Raw genomic sequence first — 25,570 nt, forward strand, 5'->3', positions numbered from 1 at the left:
GCGCCCTCCGAGCGCGGAAAGAACTCGTACCAGGACCCGAACAACGCCCGCCGACGCTCCACGAGAAGCGGCAGCCGCTGCGACTCCGTGACGAGTTCGCGCAGCGGGCGCCCGGCGAGAACGCCGTCCACCTCCGGAGTGAGGGCGGCGGCGAGGCGGGCCGCGACCGGGCGGTCCGTGTCGCGCAGGGCCTCGGCGGCGGCGCGCAGAGTGGCGCGGTCCTCCCCCGCCGGGGCGTCGGCGGCCGCGCGGTCGTGCAGGCGGGCGCCCTCCTCCAGGACGAGGTCGGTGTCGATGCCCGCCGGTATCTTGATGTGCGCGTGGTGCCGCCACTGGGTCACGGGATCGCCCCACGCCTCGACGGAGTACGTCCACAGGCCCTCCGCGTCCGGCGTGACGTCCGCGCCCCACCGGTCCGTGCCGGGGGCAAGTTCACGCATCGGCGTCCACGGTCCGGGGCGCCCCCGCGGATCGCGCAGGACGACATTGGCGGCGACCGCCTCGTGCCCCTCGCGGAAGACGGTGGCGGTGACCTGGAAGGTCTCTCCCACCACGGCCTTGGCGGGCCTGCGCCCCCCGTACACGAGGGGCGCCACGTCGAGGACGGGGATGCGGCCGGTGAGGGGGGCCGGCCGGGTCGGTCGCGGGGGCGGGGCCTGCGCGTCCTGCGAACCGTTCGAGTCCTGCGAGCCGTTCGCGTCCTGCGGATCGTTCGCGTCCCGCGGGTCGTGTGTGTCCTGTGGGTCGTGCGTGTTGTGCCGGTGTTGCGAGGGGGGCGGGTGTTGCGGGTCCCGCTGTGGTGCCGCGGATCCGGGCACCCTTGTAGAGGCCTTTCCCGAGGGCGAAGCCGACGGGCGAGATGAGGGCATGACCGCTCCTGTCCGCGTTACATGAGTCGGGCGGATACGGGGGTGTGGAGGGGTTCTGCTTCTGTGCCGCGCTTGCTGGCCGTACCGAGCCGTACCTAGCCGTGACTGACCGTACTGAGCCGTGTGCGTTCCGGGGGAGCCTTCCCACCAATTTCGGGTGGGCAATCCGGCGCTTAGTTAACTACTGGTGCGTAAGGCCCCATACAGGCGTCGTATCCGAGGGTGCGTCGCCTCGGCTCCCGAAGCAAGGCCGCAGCCGCGCACGGAGAACCGGCCCCGCCGTGTGCGGCGGGGCCGGTCGTGTGACGCGTCGTCGAAGTGACGTGGAAGCGTCGTGCCCTACGGGTTGTTGACCTGCAACAACTTGTTCGGTGAGCCGAGTCCCGCGCCGGTCACCCGGCCCGTGGCCGCCCGTCCCGCCAGCGCCTTGCTCACTTCGGCGGGTGTGGCCGTCGGGTGATCGGCCAGATGGAGCGCCGCCGCGCCCGCCACGTGCGGAGAGGCCATCGACGTACCCGAGATGGTGTCCGTGGCCGAGTCGCTCTTGTGCCACGCGGAGGTGATGCCGACCCCCGGCGCGAACAGGTCCAGGCTGCCGCCCCAGTTGGAGAAGCCCGCCTTGGCGTCCTTCGCGTCGGTGGCGCCGACCGTGACCGCTTCCTTCACGCGGGCCGGCGAGAACAGGGCCGCGGGGAGTCCGTCATTGCCCGCGGCGACCGTGTAAGTGACCCCGGACGCGATGGAGTTGCGCACGGCGGCGTCCAGCTGGGCGTTGGCCGTTCCGCCGAGGCTCAGGTTGGCGACCGCCGGCTTCCTGGCGTTCTTGGTCACCCAGTCGATGCCGGCGATGACCTGGGCGGTCGTCCCCGACCCCGCGTCGTCGAGCACCCTGACGCCCACGACCTTCGCCTTCTTCGCGACGCCGTGGCTCTTGCCCGCCACGGTCGCGGAGACGTGCGTGCCGTGTCCGTTGCCGTCCTGCGCCGTGGCGTCGTCGTCGATGAAGTCCCAGCCGCTGCTCGCCCGGCCGCCGAAGTCCTTGTGCGAGGTGCGGACTCCGGTGTCGATGACGTAGGCGGTCACGCCCTTGCCGGCCGTCCCAAGCCAGGTGTAGGCCTTGTCCAGCGGCAAGTTCTTCTGGTCTATCCGGTCGAGCCCCCAGGAGGGCGGCTTCTTCTGGGTGCGGTCCAGGGACACGGTGCTGTCCTGGACGACGGAGGCGACCTCCGGGTCCCCCGCGAGTCTCTCGGCCTGGTCCGAACTCACCTTCACCGCATAGCCGTTGAGCGCGGTGCTGTAGGTGTGGCGTATTTTCGCCCCATACTTCGACGCGATGTCCTGGCCCGCGTCCGTCGGGGCCTGTGTCCCGCCCTTGAGCGTGACGATGTAACTCCCGCTGATGGAACCGGGTTCCCCGGCGCCGAGTATCTCCCCGAGCGGGGCATCGGCGGGAGCGGCGTGTGCGGGCAGCGTGATGGCCGAAAGTACCGCCGCCGTGGTGGCGGCAGTGACGGCTCCGGCCCACCGCAGACGCTTCGTTCGCGAAAGAGTCATACGCTGGTTTCCCTCCCCAACTTAATGTGCCGCCCGTGGAGTTGGACCGATACATGCCGGATTTCCCGTGTCCTCCACGAGCGCCACTTGGCAGCCTCTCGTGCGGCGTGAGGGCCTACAAGACCACAGGACGTGGGGGAATCGGCCATATCGCCAGTGGGGGTGCTGTGAGGGTTGCGCCGATTTTCGGACGGGTTCGGGATGCCTGCGTGAGGTGCGGGGCCACGGGGTGACCGCCGCAGGTCAACGTCCGTTTTCCGCCGGTGAGGGGCCGCCGTGACCGGCATGCTCGCGGCATGACTTCTCGATCCGCCTCCGGCGCCTCGGCCATGCCCGCCGCGCCGGACACGACGGCCGTCCTCACCGGAATGTACGCGGCGGAGTCCCGCTATCTGGCGGCCGGAGGCCCCGGCAGAGCCTCGTTCGACCTGCTCGCCCCCTACTTCGCCCCCGATGTCGCCTCGGGCGGGTGCGGCCGTTCTACTGGGACACGGCGGCGATCGTGGTGGTGACCACCCCGTAGGGCCTCACAGGGCGCGGCCCGAGACCAGGCGGCCTTCGATGTTCTCGGCGAAGATCGCGCCACCGAGGTAGAGCGGCACCGACAGCGTGTCGCGCAGGCCGTCGATCGCCTTCGTTTCGGTGGTCGGGACCGTCCGCTGGGTGATGTTCTCCGCGTCGCCGTCGAGGGGCACGGTGCGGATCTCGTAGAAGCCCGCGGTCAGGAGCCGGTCACCGGCGAGGCCGAGGGCGCTGGGAGTGCCGCGGGCCGGGAGGTCCCACAACTCCTTGCCGGACTTCCAGTCGTACGCGGTGAGGCGGTCCGACAGCCCGGCGTCCTCGTCGGTGTTGGCGATGACCAGCACACCCCTCTCGCCGACGACCGGCGCGACATCGGGCTGCTTCGCGCCCCCGATCGTGCGGCGCAAGGCGAGGGTGCCGCCGTCGAGCACGCTCACGCCCGCGCGCTCCACCGACCAGCACAGGACCGCACCGCCGTATCCGATGAGGTCGCCGCACGCGGGCTTCGGCACCCTGGCCTTCTCGTCGCCGGTCCGGGCGGAGAGGGCGATGACGCCGCCGGCCTCCAGAGCCACGTACAGCCTGTTGTCCTGTGCGAGCAGCGTGCCGCGGACTTTGCCGTCGATCCTGGTCTCCCACAGCTGTCCGCCGGTGCTCGCGCGGCGGGCCCGCAGCACCGTCGTGTACGGGTCGGGCGCGGCCCGGGTGTGGAACTCGGCGGTGTAGAGGACCCCTTGGGCGTACGTCACGGAGATCACCCCCGCGTACTCCGGAGCCTTGTGCCGCCAGATCTCGTCACCCGTCGACAGGTCGAGGCCGATCACGCCCAGCTCGCCGGGGACGAAGACCCGCTCGCCGTCCGTCTCCGGAGGGATCTCCTGGACTCCGGTCGGCGTGCCCCGGAAGCCGGGGGCCCGCCAGCGGTCCCTGCCGGTCGCCGTGTCCAGGGCGGTCGCCGCGCCCCACCCGTCCCGGCACACGAGCGTGGAGCGCGCGATGACGCAGCCCTTGCCCATGCTGTCCACGCCCTTCGGCTTCTTGCGCGACCACGGCTGCCAGCCCTCGGGGAGCGCGGCCTCGCGCACGGCCGACGTGCCGAACTCGCCGGAGTGGCCCTGGTTGCCGTAGGCGGTGACCGTGCCGTCGGCGGACGAGCCGCGGTCCGGCCGTGGACTGGCGGCTTTCGACGGGGGAGCCCCGGCCGGATCGTCCGCGAGGGCGTCGGGCAGGACGACCGCCGCCACGGCGACCACCGCGGCGGCAGCGGCGGACGCCACGATCCACGGCAGGCGGCGGCGTTCGAGGGATGGAGCGGGACCGAACGCTCCCCGGGGGGCGGGCGGAGCCATCGGCGGGGGCGGGGCGGCATCTCCGGGCGGCTCGTACGAGGCCGCGGCGGAGCGGTACTCGGCGAAGAGGGACAGCACGTCGGAGGGCCAGGGGAACGGGTCGGTCGCGGAGCCGCTGCCGTTACCGCTGCCGCTGAGGCGTTCGGCGAGTGCGGCGGGTGCGGGGCGGCGGGCCGGATCGACGTCCAGGCACTCGGCGATGATGCCGCGCAGCTCGTCCGGCACCCCGGAGAGGTCCGCGTCACCCTGCGAGATGCGGAAGACGACCGAGGCGAACTCCGGGTCGTCGAAGGGGCCGCGGCCCGTCGCCGCGTGACACAGGACGGCTCCGAGCGAGAAGACGTCCGAAGCGGGGACGACCGCGTGCGAGCCCTCGATCTGCTCCGGGGCCATGAAACCCGGCGTGCCCACGATCATGCCCGTGGCCGTCAGGACCGTCGCCTCGAAGGCCCGCGCGATGCCGAAGTCGATCAGGCGGGGCCCTTCGGGGGTGAGCAGCACGTTCCCCGGCTTAAGGTCGCGGTGCAGCACCTCGGCCGCGTGCACCGCGGCGAGCGCGCGGGCCAGACCGGCGCCCAGCGCGCGTACCGCCGCCGGGGGCAGCGGACCGCGGCGGGCGACGGTCTCGGCGAGCGAGGGGCCCGGCACGTACTCCGTCGCCAGCCAGGGGAGTTCCGCGTCGGCGTCACCGTCGAGCAGGGCCGCGGTGTACGGCCCGGTGACCGCGCGGGCCGCCGCCATCTCCCGCCGGAAGCGGACACGGAACGCGTCGTCCTGGCTCGCGCCGAGTTCCTGCCGTACGGCTTTGACGGCGATCAGCTGCCGGGACGTTCCGTACTCCGCCCGTGCGAGATAGACCTCGCCCATACCGCCGGCCCCGATCCCGGCGAGGAGACGGTAGGGGCCGATGCGGCGGGCGTGACCCGGTGGCAGAGGGGTGAGCATGGATCTCCTCAGGGCAGGCTCAGGGCAGGCTCAGGGCAGGGCCACCGACGAGATCTTCCCCTCGTCGTAGATGATGTGGGCGACGCCGCCCATGGCCAGGACGGTGGGCGCCCGCAGCGTCTCCGAGATGACGGTGCCGTTGACGTTCGGCGGGGGTTCGGGGCGGTCGCCGGGAGCGCCGGGGACGGGGTGCCGTGTCGCCTTTCCGGTACCGGCGTCGAGCGGCAGCGTGTACAGCGCGCCGCTGTCCGCGTAGACGGCACGCTCGCCGAGCACCAGCGGCGACGAGGCGGGGACGTTCCCCTCGGGGAGCTTCGCGGAACGCAGCACGTCTCCGTCTCCGCGGTCGTTGACGAGCACGCTGTCCTTGCCAGGGTCGACGGCGACCGCGAGGGAGCGGTTCATGGCCGTCGGCCCTGCAGCCGGTCCGTATCCCTCGGGCTCCGGGTAGTAGAACGGCTCGCCCGCCGCCTTCAAGGTGCGGGTCTTCAGCTGCAGGACCTTCACGCGCGGCGGCAGAGCGCGGTCGGCCCCGGTCACGTCGTCGGACCCGGACGCGTCATCGGCCCCGGACGCGTCGCCGGTGGACGTCGTGCACAGCACGTCCTCGCCGGCGAGCACCGTCCGGCACTCGCCGGCGGCCCGGCCGAGCTCGTCGCCGGTCCGTGCGTCGTACGCCGCGAGGCCGCCCTTCTCGTCGGCGTAGACGACCCCGTCGCGCAGGGCCCGCAGCTGGTAGCGGTTGATGTCGGCCTTGGCCTCCAGCGGGGCGCCGAGATCCTCGTGCCACAGCGGGCGCCCGCCGTCGAGGTCGTAGGCGTGCAGGGAGGCGATGGAGCCCTCCTTCGCGTACGAACCCTCCGCGGTGACCAGGAGCGTGTCGTCGTCCAGGAGCGGGCGCAGGTTGAACGCGCCCGCGCCGTCCGGGGCCGGCGCGTCCCAGATGACGTCACCCGTGGCGGAGTCGCGGACCTGGAGGACGCCGTCGTGCGCGATGACCGCCCTGCCGCCCCGCACTTGCGGCTCGACCACGTCACCCGGCCTGAAATAGGCGCCGCTCGGCCCGATGTACGCCTCGTCCACGCCGCCCTCGGGATCGACCTTGCCGGACTTCCAGAGCCGCTTCCCGTCGACGGCGCTCACCGCCTCGTACGTGCCGTTGGTCAGCAGGCAGACGATGGCGCGGGTGTCGGCGGCGCAGCTCATGGGGGAGTGGCCGAGGCTGCCCCGCCACGCCTTCCACCCCTTGGGGCGCTGGGCGGCGACCTGCTTCACCACCCCGGACCGGTCGGCCGTGCCCTCCGCGTCGACACCGGCCCGCGCGATCAGCTTCTTCACCGCGGCCGGATCGGCGGGGCCCGCGTCCACCTCCCCCTGCGCGCCGTCGCCGCCGCCGGACTCCCCCTGCCAGGGCGCCCATACGGCGAGTCCCCCGCCCAGCGCGCCCGCGAGGACGGCGGCGGCGACCGTGGCGAGCAGGACGCGCGAGGTGCGGCGGCGGGGACGGGCCACCGGGGCAGGCGGCGGCGAGCCGCTCATCGTCGGCAACTGATGCACGCCGAGGGGGCCGGGCACGCCGGGTGCGCGGGCTGGGCGGCCGGGAAGGGGGGCTGGGTGGCCCGGTGCGGGGGTCGGGTGTGCGGGTGCGGGGTCCGGGTGGCCCGGTACGGCGGCCGGGTGGTCGGGGGCAGGGGGTGTTTGCTCCCGTGCGGGGGTCGGATGCTCCGGCGCGGTGGCCGGATGGCCGGGTGCGGTGGCCGGGTGGGCCGGGGCCGTGGCGGGGCTGCCCTGGGCCGTTGCCGGGTGGCCCGCCTCCGGCTCCGGCCAGAGCGGTACCGGCAGCAGCGGCAGTCCCGAGGCGCACAGCTGCTCCACTTCCCGCACCGTCTCGCCGACCGCGTCCCGCACGGCCCCGGGCCACTGCGCGTCCGTGGCCGCGTCCCGCAGCCCTACGAACCGTTCGGCGACCTCCGCCGCGCCGGGCCGCTCACCCGGATCGCGTACGAGGCACGCCGACAGGACGGCGCGCAACGCGTCCGGCATGTCGCCCAGTTCGGCCTCGGCCCGCGAGACGCGGTACAGGACGGCGGCCATCGGACCGTCGCCGAAGGGGTCCCGCCCCGTCACCGCGTAGGTGAGCACCGAGGCCAGGCAGAAGACGTCCGAAGCCGCCACCACATGCCTGCCGCCCGCCACGTGCTCCGGCGACATGAAACCGGGGGTGCCGACGAGCAGGCCGGAGCGGGTCATGGTGGTGGCCGACTGCACCCGCGCCACACCGAAGTCGATCAGCTTGGGGCCCTCGGGGCCGAGCAGGACGTTGCCCGGCTTGAGGTCACGGTGCAGCGCGCCCGCCGAGTGCACCGCCGTCAGCGCTCGCGCCACGCCCGCGCCGAGCGCCGCGACCGCGCCCGGCGGCAGGGGCCCGTGCCGGCGCACGGCCTCGGAGAGGTTCGGCCCGGGCACGTACTCCGTGGCCAGCCAGGGCGACTCGCCCCCGGCCTCGCTCGCCACGAGCCGCGCGACGAACGGGCTGTCGACGGACGCCGCGACCTCCGCCTCGCGCCGAAAACGCCGCCGGAACATGTCGTCCGTCGCCAGTTCGTTCCGGATGGCCTTGACGGCGACGAGATCCGCGGGCCCGAACGCCGCGGCATCGGCGGGCCGCGCCAGGAAGACCTCGCCCATGCCGCCCGCCCCGAGCCGGGCCAGCGTCACATACGGTCCGACCCGCCGGGGCGACACATCACGCAACTGGCCGATCATCCGCCCCGCCCCCCGCACCCCTGTCAACTGCCGTCCCTGCGGGCCACGTTACCCCTGACCCGGAACGTGCGCCCTGTGCGCCGTGGTGACAGGGGCGGTGCAACGCTAACGTCGGTGCGACACGTCGATACGAGATCTGTGAACGCCCCCGTCATACGCCCCGTCAGACACCCTGTCAGAGGTGCACCGTGATGAAGGCCATCCGTCGATTCACCGTACGACCCGCCCTGCCCGCCCCCCTCGCCCCGCTGTCGGAGCTCGCACGCAACCTGCGCTGGTCCTGGCACACGGGAACCCGTGAACTGTTCAAGGCCGTCGATCCCGCACAGTGGGCCGCCGCGGGCGGCGACCCCGTGCGACTCCTCGGCAGCGTGCCGCCCGCGCGCCTTGCCCAGCTGGCCGGGGACGAGGTGTTCCTGCGCCGACTCGCCGAGACCTCGGACGGACTGCGGGAGTACGTCACCGGGGCCCGCTGGTATCAGGAGCAGTCCGCCGAGCGAGGCGGCGAACTGCCGCGCGCCGTCGCCTACTTCTCGCCCGAGTTCGGCATCACCGACGCCCTGCCGCAGTACTCGGGCGGGCTCGGCATCCTCGCCGGCGACCACTTGAAGGCGGCCAGCGACCTCGGGCTTCCGCTCATCGGGGTCGGCCTGCTCTACCGGCACGGCTACTTCCACCAGTCCCTGTCCCGCGACGGCTGGCAGCAGGAGACGTACCCCGTGCTCGACCCGAACGAGCTGCCCCTGACGCTCCTGCGTGAGGCGGACGGCACTCCGAGCCTCGTGTCGATCGCGCTGCCCGGCGGCCGTTCGCTGCGCGCGCACGTCTGGCAGGCAGCCGTCGGGCGCGTGCCGCTGCTGATGCTCGACTCGGACGTCGAGGAGAACGACACCGGCGCCCGCGAGGTGACCGACCGGCTCTACGGCGGCGGCAGCGAGCACCGGCTGCTCCAGGAGATGCTGCTCGGCATCGGCGGAATCCGCGCCATAAGGGCGTACTGCAGGCTGACCGGGCACGCCGATCCCGAGGTCTTCCACACGAACGAAGGCCACGCGGGCTTCCTGGGTCTGGAGCGCATCCACGAACTCGCCGACCAGGGCCTTGAGTTCGACGCGGCACTCGAAGCGGTGCGGGCCGGGACCGTCTTCACCACCCACACGCCCGTACCCGCCGGAATCGACCGCTTCGACCGCGAACTGGTCGCCCGGCACTTCGGACCGCACGCCGAACTGCCCCGCATCGACGTCGAGCGCATACTGCGCCTGGGCATGGAGACCTACCCCGGCGGCGAGCCCAACCGCTTCAACATGGCGGTGATGGGCCTGCGCCTGGGACGCTGCGCCAACGGCGTCTCCACCCTGCACGGCAAGGTGAGCCGCGAGATGTTCGCGGGCCTGTGGCCGGGGTTCGACGCCGAAGAGGTGCCGATCTCCTCCGTCACGAACGGCGTGCACGCCCCGACCTGGGTCGCCCCCGAGGTGTTCCGCCTCGGCGCCCGCCAGATCGGCGCCCAGCGCACCGAGGACGCGCTGTCCGTGGGCGGTTCGGAGAGGTGGGACGCGGTCGCCGAGATCCAGGACGCGGACATCTGGGAGCTGCGGCGCGACCTGCGGAGCCAGCTGGTGACGGAGGTCAGGCAGCGGCTGTACGCCTCGTGGCGGCAAAGGGGCGCCGCCAGCGCGGAGTTGGGGTGGATCGACGACGTACTCCACCCCGACGTCCTGACGATCGGCTTCGCGCGCCGCGTCCCCTCCTACAAGCGCCTGACGCTGATGCTGCGGGACAGGGACCGGCTGATGGAGCTGCTCACGCATCCGGAGCGGCCGATCCAGATCGTGGTCGCGGGCAAGGCGCATCCGGCGGACGACGGGGGCAAGCGGCTCATCCAGGAGCTCGTGCGCTTCACGGACGATCCGCGGGTACGCAACCGCATCGTGTTCCTGCCGGACTACGGCATGGCGATGGCGCAGAAGCTCTATCCGGGGTGCGACGTCTGGCTGAACAACCCCCTGCGGCCCCTCGAGGCGTGCGGCACGAGCGGGATGAAGGCGGCACTGAACGGCTGCCTCAACCTGTCGGTCCTGGACGGCTGGTGGGACGAATGGTTCGAGCCCGACTTCGGTTGGGCGATCCCCACGGCGGACGGGGCGGCGACGGACGACGACCGCCGTGACGACCTGGAGGCCGCGGCGCTCTACGACCTCCTGGAGCGCAGGATCACCCCCCGCTTCTACGAACAGGGACCCGGCGGACTGCCGGACCGGTGGATCGAGATGGTCCGGCGCACGCTGACCCGGCTCGGCCCCAAGGTCCTCGCCGGGCGGATGGTGCGTGACTACGTCGAGCAGCTGTACGTGCCCGCAGCGCGGGCGCACCGCACGCTGGGCGCGGACGCCGCGGTGGAGCTCGCCGCCTGGAAGACGCGGGTGCGTGCGGCCTGGCCGCGGGTCGCCGTCGATCACGTCGAGGCGTCGGCGACCGGCGCCACGGCCGAACTCGGCGCCACGCTCTCGCTGCGGGTTCGCGTGCACCTCGGCGAACTGTCCCCGGACGACGTGGAGGTCCAGTCGATCGCGGGCCGCGTCGACCCCGAGGACGTCATCGCCGACGCGAGGCCGCTGCCGCTGAAGGCCGTGGGCGGCCCCGACGCGGAGGGCCGCCGCCTCTACGAGGGCCCGCTCGCCCTGGACCGCACGGGGCCGTTCGGCTACACGGTGCGGATTCTGCCCGCCCATCGACTGCTTGCCAGTGGCGCCGAGCTCGGGCTCGTGGCCGTGCCGTCGGAGGGGACGGGGGAGGCCGCGGGGGTGCTGCTGCGGTAGGGCGGATGCCGCGCACGAATGCCGCGCACGGATGCCGCGCACGCGAACGCCGGGCGGGCCGAAGGACCTCGGCGCGCCCGGCGTTCGACCAGGAACTACTTGACGTTGACGCCGGCCCAGGCCGCGTCCACGCCCTTGTACTCGGCGGAGTCAGCGCCGTACAGGTCCTTCGCGGCGCTCAGCGTGCCCTCACGGGCCGCCTTGTAGTCCGTCGTCGTCGTGAAGTACGACGTCAGGGCCTTGAACCAGATCTTCTCGGCCTTGTCGCGGCCGATGCCCTCGACCTTGGAGCCGTCGGCGGTCGGGGAGTCGTACTTGACGCCGTTGATCTCCTTCGCGCCGCTGCCCTCGGACAGCAGGTAGAAGAAGTGGTTGGCGATGCCCGAGGAGTAGTGGACGTCCACGTTGCCCGCGTCCGCGCTCCAGTTGTCCAGGGAGTTGCCGTCCTTGGAGGGCTTGTCCATGTAGCGGAGCGGAGAACCGTCGCCGTTGATGTCGATCTCTTCGCCGATGAGGTAGTCGCCGGTGTCCTCGGCGTTCTTGGCGTTGAACTCGACGGAGGCGCCGAAGATGTCGGAGGTGGCCTCGTTCAGGCCGCCCGACTCGCCGCTGTACTCCAGGTTGGCGGTGGCCGCGGTGACGCCGTGCGACATCTCGTGGGCCGCCACGTCGATCGACGTCAGGGGCTTCTTGTCGCCCTCGCCGTCGCCGTACGTCATGCAGAAGCAGCTGTCGTCCCAGAAGGCGTTGACGTACGACTTGCCGTAGTGGACGCGGGATGTGGCGCCCTTGCCGTCGCCCTTGATGCCCTCGCGGCCGTGCACGGTCTTGTAGTAGTCCCAGGTCAGCTGGGCTCCGTAGGCGGCGTCGACGGCGGCGGTCTGCGGGTCGTCCGCCTTTCCGGTGCCCCAGGTGTCGTCGTCGTCCGTGACGAGCTTGCCCTCGCCGCTCTGGGCGTGGTTCAGGTCGAACGTCGAGTGGCCGCCGCGCGAGTCGTCGGTCAGGTCGAAGCCGCTCGAACCCTTCTTGGAGCCGATCTCGACGTCGCCGCTGTACTGGCTGTGGCCCGCGCCGTTCTCGATGGCCTGGTACTGGAAGAGCTTCTTGCCCGTGGCCGCGTCGGTGATGACGTGCAGCTTGCTGGGCGTACCGTCCTTCTGGACGCCGGTGACGACGGTCTCGTGGGCGAGGACCGGCTTGCCGGACGCGGCCCAGACGACCTTGCGCGGAGCCTGCGCGTCGGCCCTCTTGGTGTCGCCGCTCTTGGCGGCGGTCGACTCGGCGGACTTCGCGGCCGACGTGGCCGCGACCTTCGCGGAGGTCGAGGCGACCTTGATGGTGGCCTTGGTCGCCTTGGTCACGCTCTTGACCGAGCCGCTCTTGGCGGTGTGGACGACCAGATCGCCCCCGAGGACGGGCAGTCCGTCGTAAGTGCGCTCGTAGCGGGTGTGCGTGGTGCCGTCGCGGTCCTTGACGACATCGCGTACGACGAGCTTCTCCTTGGCGCCGAGGCCGATCTTCTCGGCGGTGGCCGCCTTGTCCGCGTTCGCGTCCTGCAACAGGCCCGCGCGGGCGGTCGAGGAGAGCGCGATCGGTGCTCCGGCGGGCGCCGCGGCGGCCTGGTCGGGCTGCGCGGAGGCTCCGGTGGCCAGAGTTCCGGCGAGAAGCGCTCCGGCGGCAACAGCGGTGGCTATGGCCAGCGTTGAGCGCTTCCGGGATATGTGGGGGGTCACGCATGCTCCTTCTGTGGGGGGCCCGGACGGCCATGGGGAGCTGTCCGGGCTGAAAGATGCGGTGCGGTGTACAGATGTTCTGTTGTGTCGTGCGAGGGAAGAGTGTCAGTTGAGCCAGGTGCATGTCAGGTACCTGGATGCAGGTTGGCCAGAAATCGTCCGTTGAGCGATGGTCCATGTACGCAATGCGAACGGCGTGTTACGCACCTGCCCGCACACATGGCTGCGCCGCTCCGGGGAGTCGGTCCACCCGGAGCGGCGCAAGTCGGTGCGTGTTCCCTCGAACCCGGTCGGTGCCTACGGGTTCACCGGTTTACGGGAACGTGAGCTTCCAGCTGTTGATGCGGCCGGTGTCCTGCGCGGCCACGTCCTGCACCTTCAGCTTCCAGGTGCCGTTGGCCACCTCGGACGAGGCGTTGACCGTGTAGGTCTCCACGACGTTGTCCGCCGAGTCGTTCGCGCTGGAGTTCTTCAGGCGGTACGTCGAGCCGTCCGGGGCCACCAGGTCGATGACCAGGTCGCCGCGCCAGGTGTGCACGATGTCCACGCCGACCTTCAGCGCGGCTGGCGCGTTGCCCGTGCGGCCGGTGACGTTGACCGACGAGGTGACGGCCGCGCCGCGGTCCGGGATCGCCACGTCCGTGGTGTTCTCGAAGTCCGTGCCGCCACCGCCGCCGGGCCGGGCGCCGACGTTGACGCCGGCCCACGCGTGGGCCACCGCCGCGTACTCGGCGCTGCTGGTGCCGTACAGCTCACCGGCCACCGCGAGCGTCCCGGTGCGGGCCGCCGCGTAGTTGGTGGTCGTGGTGAACTTCGTCGTCAGCGCCTTGTACCAGATGAGCGACGCCTTGTCCCGACCGATTCCGGTCACGGGCAGACCGTCCGAGGTGGGCGAGTCGTACGAGACGCCGTTGACCACCTTCGCGCCACTTCCCTCGCTCAGGAGGTAGTAGAAGTGGTTGGCGACGCCGGACGAGTAGTGCACGTCGATGCTGCCGATGCCCGAGTACCAGGAGTCCTTGGACGCGCCGTCCTTGCTGGGCTTGTCCATGTAGCGCAGCGGGGTGCCGTCGCCGTTGATGTCGATCTTCTCGCCGACGAAGTAGTCGCCCTTGTCCTGCGCGTTGTCGGCGTGGAACTCCACGGCCGCCGCGAAGATGTCGGACGTCGCCTCGTTCAGGCCACCGGACTCACCGCTGTACGTCATGTTGCCGGTGGCCGCCGTCACGCCGTGCGTCATCTCGTGGGCCGCCACGTCGATGGACGTCAGCGGCTTGGCGTTGCCCGAGCCGTCGCCGTACGTCATGCAGAAGCAGGCGTCGGACCAGAACGCGTTGACGTAGTTGTTGCCGTAGTGGACCCGCGAGTACGCGCCCACGCCGTCGCCCCGGATACCGGAACGGCCGTGCACGTTCTTGTAGTAGTCCCACGTCAGCTGGGCACCGTAGGCCGCGTCCGCGCCGGCGGTCTCCAGGTTGGAGGGCTGGCCGTTGCCCCACACGTCGTCCGGGCCCGAGAAGAGGGTGCCGGTGCCGGACGTGCCGCGGTTGAGGTTGTACGTCTTGTGGCCGCCGCGGGTGTTGTCGGTGAGGGTGTAGTTCGACCCCGACTGCGCCGAGCCGACGGTGACCTGACCGCTGTACTGCGTGTTGCCCGTGCCGTTCTCGATGCCCTGCCACTGGAAGAGCTTCTTGCCCGTGGCCGCGTCCGTGATGACGTGCAGCTCGTTCGGGGTGCCGTCGTGCTGGAGCCCGCCGACCACCGTCTCGTACGCGAGCGTCGGCTTGCCCTCGGCCAGCCAGACGACCTTGCGCGGCTCGCGGTCCGCGTCGGTCTTCTTCGAGCCCTCGGCCTTCGCCGCGCCGAGCGCCTGCTTCTCGGCGGTCGCGGCCTTCACGTCGGCGGTGGTGTCGACGCCCTTGAGCTCGGCCTTCGCGGCCTTGGTGACGCCCTCGGTCTTGCCGGACCTCGCCTCGTCGACCACCAGGTCGCCGCCGAGGACGGGCAGTCCGTCGTAGGTGCGTTCGTAGCGGGTGTGCGTCGTGCCGTCGCCGTCCTTGGTGACGTCGCGTACGACGAGCTTCTCCTTGGCGCCGAGCCCCAGGTCCTTGGCCGTCTCCGCCTTCGTGGCGTTGGCGTCCTTCAGGAGCGCCGCACGCTGGGCGGGGGTGAGTTTCACGGGCAGGGAACCGGGGTCGGCCTTGCCTATCTTGGCCGCGGCCGAGGTCTTGGCCGGTGGTATCGCGGGGTCGTCGGCGGATGCCGGGCCCGTCTGGAAGGCCACCGCGACGAGGGCGGCGACGGCGGTCAGGGCGCCCGCTGCGGTGGCGCGTCTGTGGGAGGCAGGTCTGTGAGAGGTGCTTCTCAACACGGACTCCTTCTGCGTGGCCGCGGGGTGCGCGGCCAGGGGGACCGGGCGGCGCGGTCGTGCCGTCCGGGCAGAACAAGGCAGAACGTGGAGCTGGGAAAACGGTGGAGCACTGGTGCGACACGGTGGAGCCGGGAATCGAGGGGAAGAGTGGCACCGGCGCGCTCTGTTTGTCAGGAGTGCGTCAAGAGTTGGCCGGAACTGGTCCGCTGCCCGGTGGTTCACGTTCGATATACGGAGGGGTCGCGCACGGTGAGCGGCCTTTGATTGTTCGATGCGAGACCATTTCGGGGCGCCCGGAGGGGTGTGGCTGATTCCGGCCCCTCCGGGCGGGCGGGTTCGGGGCGGATGCGTCCGGCGGGACGCGGCCGGGCGCCCGACGCGCGCGCCTATCCCACCACGCTGTCCCGCCACGCGCGGTGCATGTCCGCGAACGAGCCACTGCCGGCGATGAGTTCGGCCGGAGTGCCGTCCTCCACGACACGGCCGTGCTCCATCACGAGCACCCGGTCGGCGATCTCCACCGTGGAGAGACGGTGGGCGATCACGACCGCGGTCCGGCCGCGCAGGACCGTGCGCATGGCGCGCTGCACGGCCCGTTCGCCGGGGATGTCGAGCGAGCTGGTCGCCTCGTCGAGGATCAGCACCGCCGGGTCGGCGAGCAGCGCCCGCGCGAAGGCGACGAGCTGGCGCTGACCTGCGGAGATACGGCCGCCCCTCTTGCGTACGTCGGTGTCGTAGCCGTCGGGCAGGGACGCGATGAAGTCGTGCGCGCCGATGGCCTTCGCCGCCCGCACGACCTCCTCGCGGGTGGCGTCGGGGCGGCCGATGGCGATGTTCTCGGCGACGGTCCCGGAGAAGAGGAAGGCTTCCTGGGTCACCATGACGACACCGCGCCGGAGCTCCGCGTTGGAAAGATCCCGCAGGTCGACGCCGTCGAGCAGCACCCTGCCCGCAGTCGGGTCGTAGAAGCGGGCGAGGAGCTTGGCGAGCGTGGACTTGCCGGCGCCGGTGGAGCCGACCACGGCGACGGTCTGCCCGGCGGGCAGCGTCAGGTCGAAGCGGGGCAGCACCTCGCCGCCGGTCCGGTAGGCGAACCGGACGCCGTCGAAATCGACCTCGCGGCCGGGGTGTTCGGAGGCGAGGGCGGGCAGCGTCCGCGTGCGGTCGGGGTGGGGCTCGGGCACGGAGGGGGTCTGGGCGAGCAGTCCGGCGACCTTCTCCAGGGACGCGGCGGCCGACTGGTAGGAGTTCAGGAACATCCCGAGCCGGTCGATCGGGTCGTACAGGCGCCGCAGATACAGCACGGCCGCGGCGAGCACGCCGAGCGCGAGGGTGTCCTCGGTGACGCGATAGGCACCCCACAGGACGATGCCGGCGACGGCCGTGTTGGCGACGAGCCGCGAGCCGACCACATAGCGGGCCATCTCCAGCATGGCGTCGCCGTTGGCCCGCTCGTGATGCCGGTTGAGTACGCCGAACTCCTCCTCGTTGGCGCGCTCGCGCCGGAAGGCACGGACCGGGCGGATGCCGTTCATCGTCTCGGCGAACTTCACGATGACGGAGGCGATGGCGGTGGACCGCTTCCCGAAGAGGGGGCCCGCGCGGCGCTGGTAGCGGCGTACGAGGAGGTAGAGCGGCACGAACGAGGCGACGGCGACGGCTCCGAGACCCAAGTCGAGCCAGAGGAGCATCGCCGAGATGTAGACGAAGGACAGGATGACCGTGATCAGCTCCTGGAGCCCCTCGCTGAGGAGTTCCCGCAGGGACTCCACGTCGGTGGTGGACCGGGAGATGAGCCGCCCCGAGGTGTACCGCTCGTGGAAGTCCACGCTCAGGGCCTGCGCGTGCCGGAAGATGCGGCCGCGCAGATCGAGCAGGACGTCCTGGTTGACGCGGGCCGAGGCCACGATGAACGCGTACTGGAAACCGCCGGACGCGCCCGCGCAGAGCAGGTATCCGATGCCGATGGCCACGAGCGGCCCGTAGTCACCGACCCGGACGGCGGGCACGCCGCTGTCGATGGCATACGCGACGAGCAACGGCCCGCCCTGCACGGCGGCCTGTTGCAGGAGCAGCAGCACGGTCGCGAGGACGACACGTCCGCGCAGGGGCGAGAGCAGCGAACGCAGCAGGGCGGAGGTGGCGCCGGGAGGTGCGGGGAGGGTGTCCTTGTCGAAGTCGTCGGCGGGAGCGGCGCTTTCGGGCGGCGCCCCTGAGCTGGGGGTGGTGTGCTCGCCGGGGGGTGGTGCGGGGCGACCGGCATCCTGCGGGGAGGGGCCATCCTCGCCCTGCGGAAAGGGGCCCTCCCCGCCCGGCCCCGTGGTCTGTGACGCCGGCGTGGACGCGCTCATCGCTGGCCCTCCCCCTCCGCGGACACGACGCCCGCCTCCGTATGTACATCGGCAAACCCGGGGCCCGCTTCCGCCCGCCCGCCCACGGGTGCCGGAGCCCTTTCCCCGGTCACGGGAGCCGCCCCCGCTCCCGACATCAGCCACGCGTACTCCGCGTTCTCCCGCAGCAGTTCCTGGTGCGTGCCCACCGCGGTGATACGGCCCTCGGAGAGGAGGGCGACGCGGTCAGCGAGGAGGACCGTGGAGGGGCGGTGGGCCACGACCAGGGCCGTGGTGTCCCGCAGGACGCGGCGCAGGGCCGCTTCCACCAGGGTCTCCGTGTGGACGTCGAGCGCCGAGAGCGGGTCGTCGAGGACCAGGAAGCGCGGGCGGCCCACCACCGCGCGGGCCAGGGCGAGGCGTTGGCGCTGGCCGCCGGAGAGACTCAGGCCCTGCTCGCCGACCTGCGTGTCCGTGCCCTGCGGCAGCGCGTGCGCGAAGTCGGCGCGGGCGACCTCAAGGGCGCGTCGCAACTCCGCGTCGCCCGCGTCCTCCCCTGCCCCCATCAGGACGTTCTCGCCCACCGTCGCGGAGAACAGCGTCGGCTCCTCGAAGGCGACGGCCACCAGCGTGCGCAGCCGCTCGCGTTCCATCTCCGCGATGTCCTCGCCGTCCAGCGTGATGCGACCCTCGGTCACCTCGTGCAGCCGGGGCACAAGCGCCGTCAGCGTGGTCTTGCCGCTGCCCGTCGCGCCGACGAGCGCGAGCGTCTCGCCGTGGCGGATGTGCAGGTCGATGCGGTCGAGCGCGGGCGGGGCATCGGCGGGCGCGTCCGGGTAGCGGAACCGTACGCCGTGGAAGCGGAGACCGTCGGTATCGGAGGAGCCGTCGGAGCCCTCGGAGGAACCCTCGCCGGGTGACGCGGCGAGGGCGGAGGAGGACTCCGGCTCCGCGTCCATCACCTCGAAGTAGCGCTCCGTGGCCGTCGCCGACTCCTGGCTCATCGCGAGCAGGAACCCGATCGACTCCACCGGCCAGCGCAGCGCGAGCGCCGTGGAGAGGAACGCGACCAGCGTGCCCGTGGACAGGCCGCCGTCCGCCACCTGCACGGTCCCGAGCACCAGCGCCGCGCCGATCGCGACCTCCGGCAGCGCCATGATCACCGCGTAGATCGCCGCGAGCAGGCGGGCCTTGGCCAACTCCGTGCCCCGCAGCGTGCGCGAGAGCTCGCGGAACGCGCGCGCCTGACTGCGGTGCCGGCCGAAGCCCTTGATGATGCGGATGCCGAGCACGCTCTCCTCGACGACCGTCGTCAGATCGCCGACCTGGTCCTGCGCCCGCCGCGCCACGGCCATGTACCGGCCCTCGTAGTACGCGCAGACGATCACCAGCGGAACCAGCGGCGTCAGGAGCACGAGGCCGAGGGCCCAGTCCTGCGCCACCAGGATCGCCATGCCGACCACGATCGTCGTCCCGTTCACGACCAGGAACGTCAGCGGGAAGGCGAGGAACATCCGCAGCAGCATCAGATCCGTCGTGCCGCGCGACAGCAACTGCCCCGAGGCCCAGCGGTCGTGGAAGGCCACCGGAAGCCGCTGGAGGTGGCGGTAGAGATCCGCCCGCATCGCCGCCTCGACCGAGGCGAGGGGCCGCGCCACGAGCCACCGGCGCAGACCGAAAAGGAGCGCCTCCGCGACACCGAGCAGCAGCAGGAGCAGCGCCCCGACCCACACCCCGCCGAGATCCCGGTCCGCCACCGGGCCGTCCACCAGCCACTTCAGTACGAGAGGGAAGACGAGACCCGTACAGGAAGCGAGGATGGCGACAAACGCCGCGCTGAACAGGCGGGTTCGGACGGGACGGACGTACGGCCACAGCCTGAGCAGCGTCCGCGCCGCCGACCCTTCCCGGGCGGACCCCCGGGCAGACCCCCCGGCAGACTCCGGGGCGGCTTTCCCGGCAGGTTCCTTGGTCGGTGCATCTGGTTTCGGCATCAGGAGCGAGCCTACGGACGACCACTGACGGAGCCCACCGAGTTTTGGTCCGTCCGTGCTCGTCCGCTGGTCCTACGACCGGGCCGGACGGCTGGGGAGAACGCCCGCGCCGGTGAAGTCGTACCCCTGCATCATCCGATCGGCTGATGCCGCTTCGAGCGGGACGGGCGATGTCCGCACCCGCGCCCACCGGCGAGGCTCGGACCATGCCCATCATCGAAGTGCACGACCTGCGCAAGGCCTACGGCGGACGGACCGTCGTCGACGGCGTCTCCTTCGCGGTCGAGGAGGGCGAGATCTTCGGCGTCCTCGGCCCCAACGGCGCGGGCAAGACCACCACCGTGGAATGCGTCGAGGGGCTGCGCGTCCCCGACACCGGCACCGTCGGCGTCGCCGGGCTCGACCCCGTCGCCGACCACGACATGGTCACCCGCATCCTCGGCGCCCAGCTCCAGGAGAGCGAGTTGCAGGCGAAGCTCACCGTGCGCGAGGCCCTGGAGCTGTACGCCGCGTTCTACCCGCACCCCGCCGACTGGCACCCCCTCGCCGAACGCCTGCGGCTGACCGACAAGCTGGACAGCCGCTTCGGCAAGCTCTCCGGAGGCCAGAAGCAGCGCCTGTTCATCGCACTCGCGCTGATCGGCAACCCGAGGGTGGTCGTGCTCGACGAGCTGACCACCGGGCTCGACCCGCGCGCCCGCCGCGACACCTGGGAACTCATCGAGGACGTACGCGACAGAGGTGTCACCGTCCTGCTCGTCACCCACTTCATGGAGGAGGCGCAGCGCCTCTGCGACCGCATCGCGGTCATCGACAAGGGCCGGGTCGCCGCCCTCGACACCCCGGCGGGCCTGATCAGCCGGGCCGCGAACTCCACCGTCATGTCCTTCACGCCGTCCGCGCCCCTGGACGAGCACCTCCTCGCCGCGCTGCCCGCGGTCACCTCCGTCGACCACCGCGACGGCCGCTACACCCTGAACGGCACCGACGAGACCGTCGACGCCGCCATCACGCTGCTCGCCCGGCACCACATCACCGCACACCAACTCCGGGTATCCGACGCCACGTTGGACGACGCCTTCCTCGACCTGACGGGAGCATCGGCATGACCGCCGCCGTCACCGCACCTCACGCCGGCGCGCCGCGCAGGGCGTCGGCCGCCGTGCTCAAGGCCGAGTTCCGGATCTTCCGCCGCGAGCCCGGCGCCCTCTTCTGGATCATGCTCTTCCCCACCATCCTCCTGGTGGTCCTCGGCTCCATCCCCTCCTTCCGGGAGACCGACGCCGGCCTCGGCGGCATCCGCCTCGTCGACGCGTACGTCCCCGTGACGGTGCTGCTCTCCCTGATCATGGCGGGCCTGCAGGCCATGCCGCCGCTGATCACCGGCTACCGCGAACGCGGCATCCTGCGCCGCATGTCCGCGACGCCGGTCCGCCCCTCCGCCGTGCTCGGCGCGCAGATGGGCATCCACGGAGCCGCCGCGCTCGTCTCGGCCCTGCTCTCGCTGGCCGTGGGCCGCCTGGTCTTCGACGTGCCGCTGCCGCGCCAGGCCTTCGGCTACGTCCTCGCGCTGCTCCTCGCGATCGCGTGCGGGCTCGCGCTCGGCGCCCTGGTCTCGGCGCTCGCCCGCACCACCAAGGCCGCGACCGCCATCGGCTCCGCCGTCTTCTTCCCCTCGATGTTCAGTGCCGGCGTCTGGCTGCCGGTGCAGGCGATGCCGGACGCGCTCGCCCGCATCGTGGAACTCGCCCCGCTCGGCGCCGCCGCGCAGGCGCTGGGCGAGGCGGCGGGCGGCGACTGGCCGTCCTTCTCCCACCTCGGCGTGCTCGTCCTGTGGGCGGTCGCCCTCTCGGCGGGCGCCGCGCGCTGGTTCCGGTGGGAATGACGCGCGGGCGGCCCGGCGGACAGCCCGGCAGGTGACCGACACTGGGGACGTGAGCATGAGTACGGCTGACGCCACGGAGATGATCGAGCGGCGCTGGGGCACGTTCTACCGCTGGGGCCCCTACGTCCTGCTCGGGTTCGGCGTCCTCATGTCGGTGGCCACGAGCGCCGTCGTCGGCACGAGCCCCGGCGAGTGGTACGCGGCGGCGGCACTGATCGGCGCGGCGCTCGCCCTCCAGGCGTGGTGGGGCGTCCTCGCCCGCTCCCGGCCGGGCCCATCGCCCGCGGGCACCCTCTACTACGCCGTGCGCTGGGCGATCGCCTTCGTCCTCACCTGGATCAACCCGTTCTTCGCCTTCTACGCGGTCGTCGGCTACTTCGGCGCCGAGCGCCTGCTGCCGCCACGCCTGGTCAAGCCCGGCCTCTTCGCCACCGCGGTCATCATGGCGGGCTCGCAGTCGGGCGGACTCCCGCCCGGCGAGGAACTCGGCTGGACCGTCTTCGGCGGTCTTCTCGCGGTGAACATCGCGCTGCTCGCCGTCTTCGCCCACCTCGCGGAGCAGGAGGAACAGCGAGCCCGCGACGCCACGGCCACCATCGCGGAACTGGAACGCACCAACACCGCCCTCAAGGAGGCCATGGACGAGAACGCCGCCCTGCACGCCCAACTCCTCGTCCAGGCGCGGGAAGCGGGTGTCGCCGACGAGCGGCGTCGCCTCGCGGCCGAGATCCACGACACCATCGCGCAGGGCCTGACCGGCATCATCGCCCAGCTCCAGGTCGTCACGAACGCGGGCGACGAGCGACTGGCCCGCGAGCACCTCGACCGCGCCGCCGCCCTCGCCCGGCACAGCCTCGGCGAGGCCCGCCGCTCCGTGCACAACCTCTCCCCGACGGCCCTGGAGCACGACGCGCTCCCCGAAGCGCTCGAGAAGACGGTCACGGAGTGGGCCGAACGCAACGGCGTCCGCGCCGACTTCACGGTCACCGGACCCGCCGAACCACTGCACGAGGAGATCGAGGCGACGCTCCTGCGCATCGTCCAGGAGGCCCTGTCCAACACCGCCCGGCATGCGGGCGCCGCCCGCCTCGGCGTCACGCTCTCCTACATGCGGGACGAGGTGGCCCTGGACGTACGCGACGACGGCCGCGGTTTCGACCCGCTGGCCCCGGTGCGGCGCAACGGCTCCGGCGGGTTCGGCCTCGACGGGATGCGGGCCCGCGCCGAACGCATCGCGGGCTCCTTCACCGTGGAGGCGGAGCCGGGGCACGGCACCGCGCTCTCGGCTCGCGTACCTTTGGTCCGCCATGGCTGACCTGATCACTCTGCTCATCGTCGACGACCATCCCGTCGTACGGGACGGGCTGCGCGGCATGTTCCTCTCCGACCCCTGCTTCGAGGTGCTCGGCGAGGCGGCCGACGGCGTCGAGGCCGTCGCCCTGGCGGAGCGCCTCGACCCGGACGTCGTCCTGATGGACCTGCGCATGCCCGGCGGGGGCGGCGTCGACGCGATCGCCGAGCTGAACCGCCGTGGCGCGCGCGCCAGGGTCCTGGTCCTCACCACGTACGACACGGACTCCGACACGCTGCCCGCGATCGAGGCGGGCGCGACCGGATACCTCCTCAAGGACGCGCCCCGCGACGAGCTGTTCACCGCGGTCCGCGCGGCGGCGCAGGGCCGTACGGTCCTGTCGCCCGCCGTCGCGTCCCGGCTCGTCTCACGCGTGCGTGCCCCCGGCAACGAACCGCTGAGCACCCGTGAACGGGAGGTGCTCGCGCTCGTCGCCAAGGGCACGTCGAACCGTGCGATCGCCGCGGAACTCTTCATCAGCGAGGCCACGGTCAAGACGCATCTCACCCACATCTACGGCAAGCTGGGCGTCAAGGACCGGGCAGCCGCGGTGGCCACGGCGTACGGCAGGGGCATTCTGGGCTGAGGGCCGCTGCCGTCCCTGCGCCTGCTGCCGCTTCTACGCCCGCTGCCACAGCGCCGGCGTGTTCGGCGGCTCCCAGCCGGCCTGCGCCTGGTGCCCCTGCAAGCAGCGATAGGCCGACCCGCCGTAGGTGACGGAGTCACCGGGCGCGTAGACCTTCCCCGCGGCCCACGTGCCGCCGGGCTCGGGGTCGCCCGGACCGGGGCCGGGGCCGCCCCCGGTGGTCTTGAGCGTCAGGCCGTACTGCTGCAACAGCGGATTGATCGGCTGGTGGAACGTCGTCCCGCCGCTCGAGCAGTTGCCGGACCCGCCCGACGTGACGCCCTGTGCCTGGCTCCCGGATATGTAGGAGCCGCCCGAGTCACCGGGCTCCGCACACACCGTCGTGCGCGTCACGCCGCTGATGGTGCCCTCGGGGTAGGTGACGCTGGTGTTGTGCTGCTGGATCGTGCCGCAGTGCCACCCCGTAGTGGAGCCGGAGCGGCAGATCGACGCACCCACCGGGGACTGCGTGGAGCCCCCGACGCCGATCCGCTGCCCGCCCTGGCCCTTCACGTACGGGGTGGCGGTCCACTGGGAGTTGGTGGCGACCCAGGCCATGTCCCTGCCGGGAAACGTGGAGGCCTGGAAGGTGCCCTGTGCCACCTGGTTGTAGCCGGTGGTCGCGGTGCCCGCGCGCCCGCAGTGGCCCGCCGTGGCGAAGCCCTGCTGGGTGCCCTTGGTCACGGGGAAGCCGATGGAGCACCGGCCGCCCATGTAGTACGCCTCGCCGCCCACGAGGTCGTACAGCGGACGCGGCCGTTCCGCCGTCCTCTCGATCTGTACGAGGGAGGACCGGACGCCCGCGGCGGACACGAGGGACTTCGCCGCGGAGACGTGCACGGCCCGCACCACGACCGCGTTGGACCGTACGTCGACGTACCAGACGGGAGCGTCGCGCGTGGCCGTCTTCCTGGCCGCGCGGTCCAACCGCGCCTTGGCCGCGTCCAGTTGTGCGACGGAGTGCGGCACGACCTCGGCCCGCGCGCCCCGCGCCTCGATCGCGGGCACGTCGGAGGCGTCGGTGGTGGCCACGGTGAGCCGCGCCGATGTGCGGCCCTGCACCCAGGCTCCCGCGAAGTCACGGCCGATGGCGCCTTGCAGGGCTCCCGCGACGGCGCCGGCGTCGGCCTCGTTGACCAGACGGGCCTCGGCCTGCGCCGACGTGATGCCGAGGTCCCGCTGCATGGCCTTCAGGACCTCGGGCGAAGTCCTGTCGACGCCGGCGGTCTCGGCGGGGGAGGGCAAGGGGGCGGGGCCCGCCTGTGCGTTCGCGGTGCCGGGCAGTCCCGCGAGCGCCAGGGCTCCGGCGGCGGCGAACGCGGCGCAGGCCGCCGCGGCGCGTCTGTGATGGATGGGGGGCATGGGACATCTCCTCGGTTGCGAGGGCGGAGCGGATCGCCCACAACGTAGAAGCCTCAACAGCTGCCCCACAGCTGTCAGCTGACCCCCGCCCCCGGTGTTATGGCCCCCGGGACGATGCCGCCAGCCACGCCGTGTAGCTCTCGCTGCGGGCTGCCGCCTCGGCGTGCGCGGCGCGCGCCTGCGTGAAGACCGCCGCCGCCCTGTCGTGGGCCGGGGCTTCCGGATGCCAGCCGAGCAGATGCCGCCAGTACAGCGGCGACCCGGCGAGCGGCCTCGTCACCAGACCCGGCGTCGGCGGGAACGTCGCCCGGCACAGCCCCACCGCCCGCCCCACCTGCACCAGATGCACGCAGGACGCCACGTCCGTCTCGTAGACGGAGGACGGCGTGAACCCCGCACGGGCGCACGCCGCGGTGAAGCAGTCCGCGAAACAGCCGTCGCCCGGCACGTCGGTCCACGCCTCGTCCGCGAGGCCGGTCAGGTCGATCTCCCGGCGGGCCGCCAGCGGGTGTCCGGTGGGCAGCATGACGAAGACCGGGTCACGTGCGACCTCCCGCCACACCAGCAGCTCGCTCTGCGGCGGCGGACTCGCCCCGCACGTCCCCACCAGCGCGAAGTCGAGCCGCCCGTCGGCCGTACGGGACGCGATCTCCCGCTCCGACCACGAGGTGTGGGTGGTCACCCGCGCCCCTGGATGCGCGGCGGCCAACCGGTCGACCAGGGCCCCGAGCAGCGGCCCGTGCGTCGCGCCGAGCCGGAACCCCGCGCCGTCCGCCCACTCCCGGCCGAACCGCAGCGCCTCCTCCCGCAACCCGCTGACCGCGGGCAGCACCACACGGGCGCGGGCGAGCACGAACTCCCCGAGCGCGGTGGCCCGCACCCCCTGCCGTCCCCGCTCGAAGAGCTCCCCGCCCAGCGCGCGCTCGATCCGCTTCAACTGTGCGCTCAGCGCGGGCTGCGCGAGTCCGAGCGCGGTGGCGGCCTTGGTCAGGCTGCCCGCGTCGGCGATCGCCCGGATCGTCTTGAGGTGCCGCAACTCCAGGTCCATGAGCCGAGCTTGACCCGTGGTCCGAAGCGTCGGCAATGGGCAGG

15 protein-coding genes and 1 pseudogene are annotated in these 25,570 nt (G+C 72.3%); 6 read left to right on the forward strand and 10 right to left on the reverse strand.

The window, feature by feature from the left end; genetic code table 11:
* Together IE226_RS32285 and IE226_RS32290 are read right to left on the reverse strand one after the other, a co-directional pair.
* Positions 1–869, reverse strand: an 869-nt coding sequence (locus tag IE226_RS32285) for a maltotransferase domain-containing protein (protein WP_190084979.1), incomplete at its 3' end; no start/stop codon positions are given.
* A 339-nt stretch (positions 870–1,208) separates the two neighbouring features.
* Positions 1,209–2,423: a S8 family peptidase gene (locus IE226_RS32290; protein ID WP_190084980.1), complete on the reverse strand. Its 1,215-nt coding sequence runs from the start codon at positions 2,421–2,423 to the stop codon at positions 1,209–1,211.
* A gap of 329 nt (positions 2,424–2,752) precedes the next feature.
* Between IE226_RS32290 and IE226_RS32295 the strand changes: the two are divergent.
* A pseudogene (locus IE226_RS32295) lies at positions 2,753–2,881 on the forward strand (nuclear transport factor 2 family protein); the annotation flags it as partial.
* Between the two features lie 69 nt (positions 2,882–2,950).
* Here the strand turns inward: IE226_RS32295 and IE226_RS32300 are convergent.
* On the reverse strand, positions 2,951–5,239 hold the full coding sequence (locus IE226_RS32300; protein ID WP_190084981.1) for a serine/threonine-protein kinase: 2,289 nt from the start codon (positions 5,237–5,239) through the stop codon (positions 2,951–2,953).
* A 30-nt stretch (positions 5,240–5,269) separates the two neighbouring features.
* Complete coding sequence (locus IE226_RS32305; protein ID WP_229871667.1) at positions 5,270–7,984, reverse strand: serine/threonine-protein kinase; 2,715 nt, start codon at positions 7,982–7,984, stop codon at positions 5,270–5,272.
* 212 nt (positions 7,985–8,196) lie between these two features.
* On the opposite strand from IE226_RS32305, the gene glgP reads away from it, so the two are divergent.
* A complete protein-coding gene (gene glgP / locus IE226_RS32310) occupies positions 8,197–10,827 on the forward strand; it encodes an alpha-glucan family phosphorylase (RefSeq protein ID WP_190084983.1) in 2,631 nt (876 codons plus the stop codon).
* Positions 10,828–10,922: 95 nt separating this feature from the next.
* On the opposite strand, the gene IE226_RS32315 is transcribed toward glgP, so the two are convergent.
* From IE226_RS32315 to IE226_RS32330, 4 genes are all read right to left on the reverse strand, one after another.
* Positions 10,923–12,560 carry a M4 family metallopeptidase gene (locus tag IE226_RS32315; RefSeq protein ID WP_190084984.1) on the reverse strand — a complete coding sequence of 546 codons (1,638 nt, stop codon included), beginning with the start codon at positions 12,558–12,560 and terminating at the stop codon, positions 10,923–10,925.
* A 313-nt stretch (positions 12,561–12,873) separates the two neighbouring features.
* On the reverse strand, positions 12,874–14,931 hold the full coding sequence (locus IE226_RS32320) for a M4 family metallopeptidase (protein WP_373307075.1): 2,058 nt from the start codon (positions 14,929–14,931) through the stop codon (positions 12,874–12,876).
* Positions 14,932–15,317: 386 nt separating this feature from the next.
* Positions 15,318–17,282 (reverse strand): ABC transporter ATP-binding protein, encoded by a 1,965-nt coding sequence (locus IE226_RS32325; protein ID WP_190084986.1) that lies wholly within the window; start codon positions 17,280–17,282, stop codon positions 15,318–15,320.
* Entirely contained in the window at positions 17,279–19,255 is a 1,977-nt protein-coding gene (locus IE226_RS32330; RefSeq protein ID WP_190084987.1) for an ABC transporter ATP-binding protein, read from the reverse strand. Before IE226_RS32330 ends, IE226_RS32325 begins: the two co-directional genes overlap by 4 nt.
* 206 nt (positions 19,256–19,461) lie before the next feature.
* Here IE226_RS32330 and IE226_RS32335 point away from each other — a divergent pair, with 206 nt between their 5' ends.
* From IE226_RS32335 to IE226_RS32350, 4 genes are read left to right on the forward strand one after another with little or no spacing between them, the layout of a single operon-like run.
* Positions 19,462–20,364 carry an ABC transporter ATP-binding protein gene (locus IE226_RS32335; protein ID WP_190084988.1) on the forward strand — a complete coding sequence of 301 codons (903 nt, stop codon included), beginning with the start codon at positions 19,462–19,464 and terminating at the stop codon, positions 20,362–20,364.
* Positions 20,361–21,140, forward strand: coding sequence for an ABC transporter permease (locus IE226_RS32340; RefSeq protein ID WP_190084989.1), 780 nt, complete (start codon positions 20,361–20,363; stop codon positions 21,138–21,140). The genes IE226_RS32335 and IE226_RS32340 overlap by 4 nt, the downstream gene beginning before the upstream one ends.
* A 55-nt stretch (positions 21,141–21,195) precedes the next feature.
* Positions 21,196–22,455, forward strand: coding sequence for a sensor histidine kinase (locus IE226_RS32345; protein WP_190084990.1), 1,260 nt, complete (start codon positions 21,196–21,198; stop codon positions 22,453–22,455).
* Positions 22,448–23,077 (forward strand): response regulator, encoded by a 630-nt coding sequence (locus tag IE226_RS32350; RefSeq protein ID WP_308429575.1) that lies wholly within the window; start codon positions 22,448–22,450, stop codon positions 23,075–23,077. Before IE226_RS32345 ends, IE226_RS32350 begins: the two co-directional genes overlap by 8 nt.
* A gap of 33 nt (positions 23,078–23,110) precedes the next feature.
* Here the strand turns inward: IE226_RS32350 and IE226_RS32355 are convergent, their stop codons facing one another.
* Both IE226_RS32355 and IE226_RS32360 read right to left on the reverse strand, forming a co-directional pair.
* Positions 23,111–24,478, reverse strand: a complete 1,368-nt coding sequence (locus tag IE226_RS32355) for a carbohydrate-binding protein (RefSeq protein WP_190084991.1) — start codon at positions 24,476–24,478, stop codon at positions 23,111–23,113.
* A gap of 97 nt (positions 24,479–24,575) precedes the next feature.
* Positions 24,576–25,526, reverse strand: coding sequence for a LysR family transcriptional regulator (locus IE226_RS32360; protein ID WP_190084992.1), 951 nt, complete (start codon positions 25,524–25,526; stop codon positions 24,576–24,578).
* Positions 25,527–25,570: the final 44 nt, after the last annotated feature.

The organism is Streptomyces longisporoflavus, from assembly GCF_014649775.1.
GTDB classification, from domain to species: Bacteria; Actinomycetota; Actinomycetes; order Streptomycetales; family Streptomycetaceae; genus Streptomyces; species Streptomyces longisporoflavus.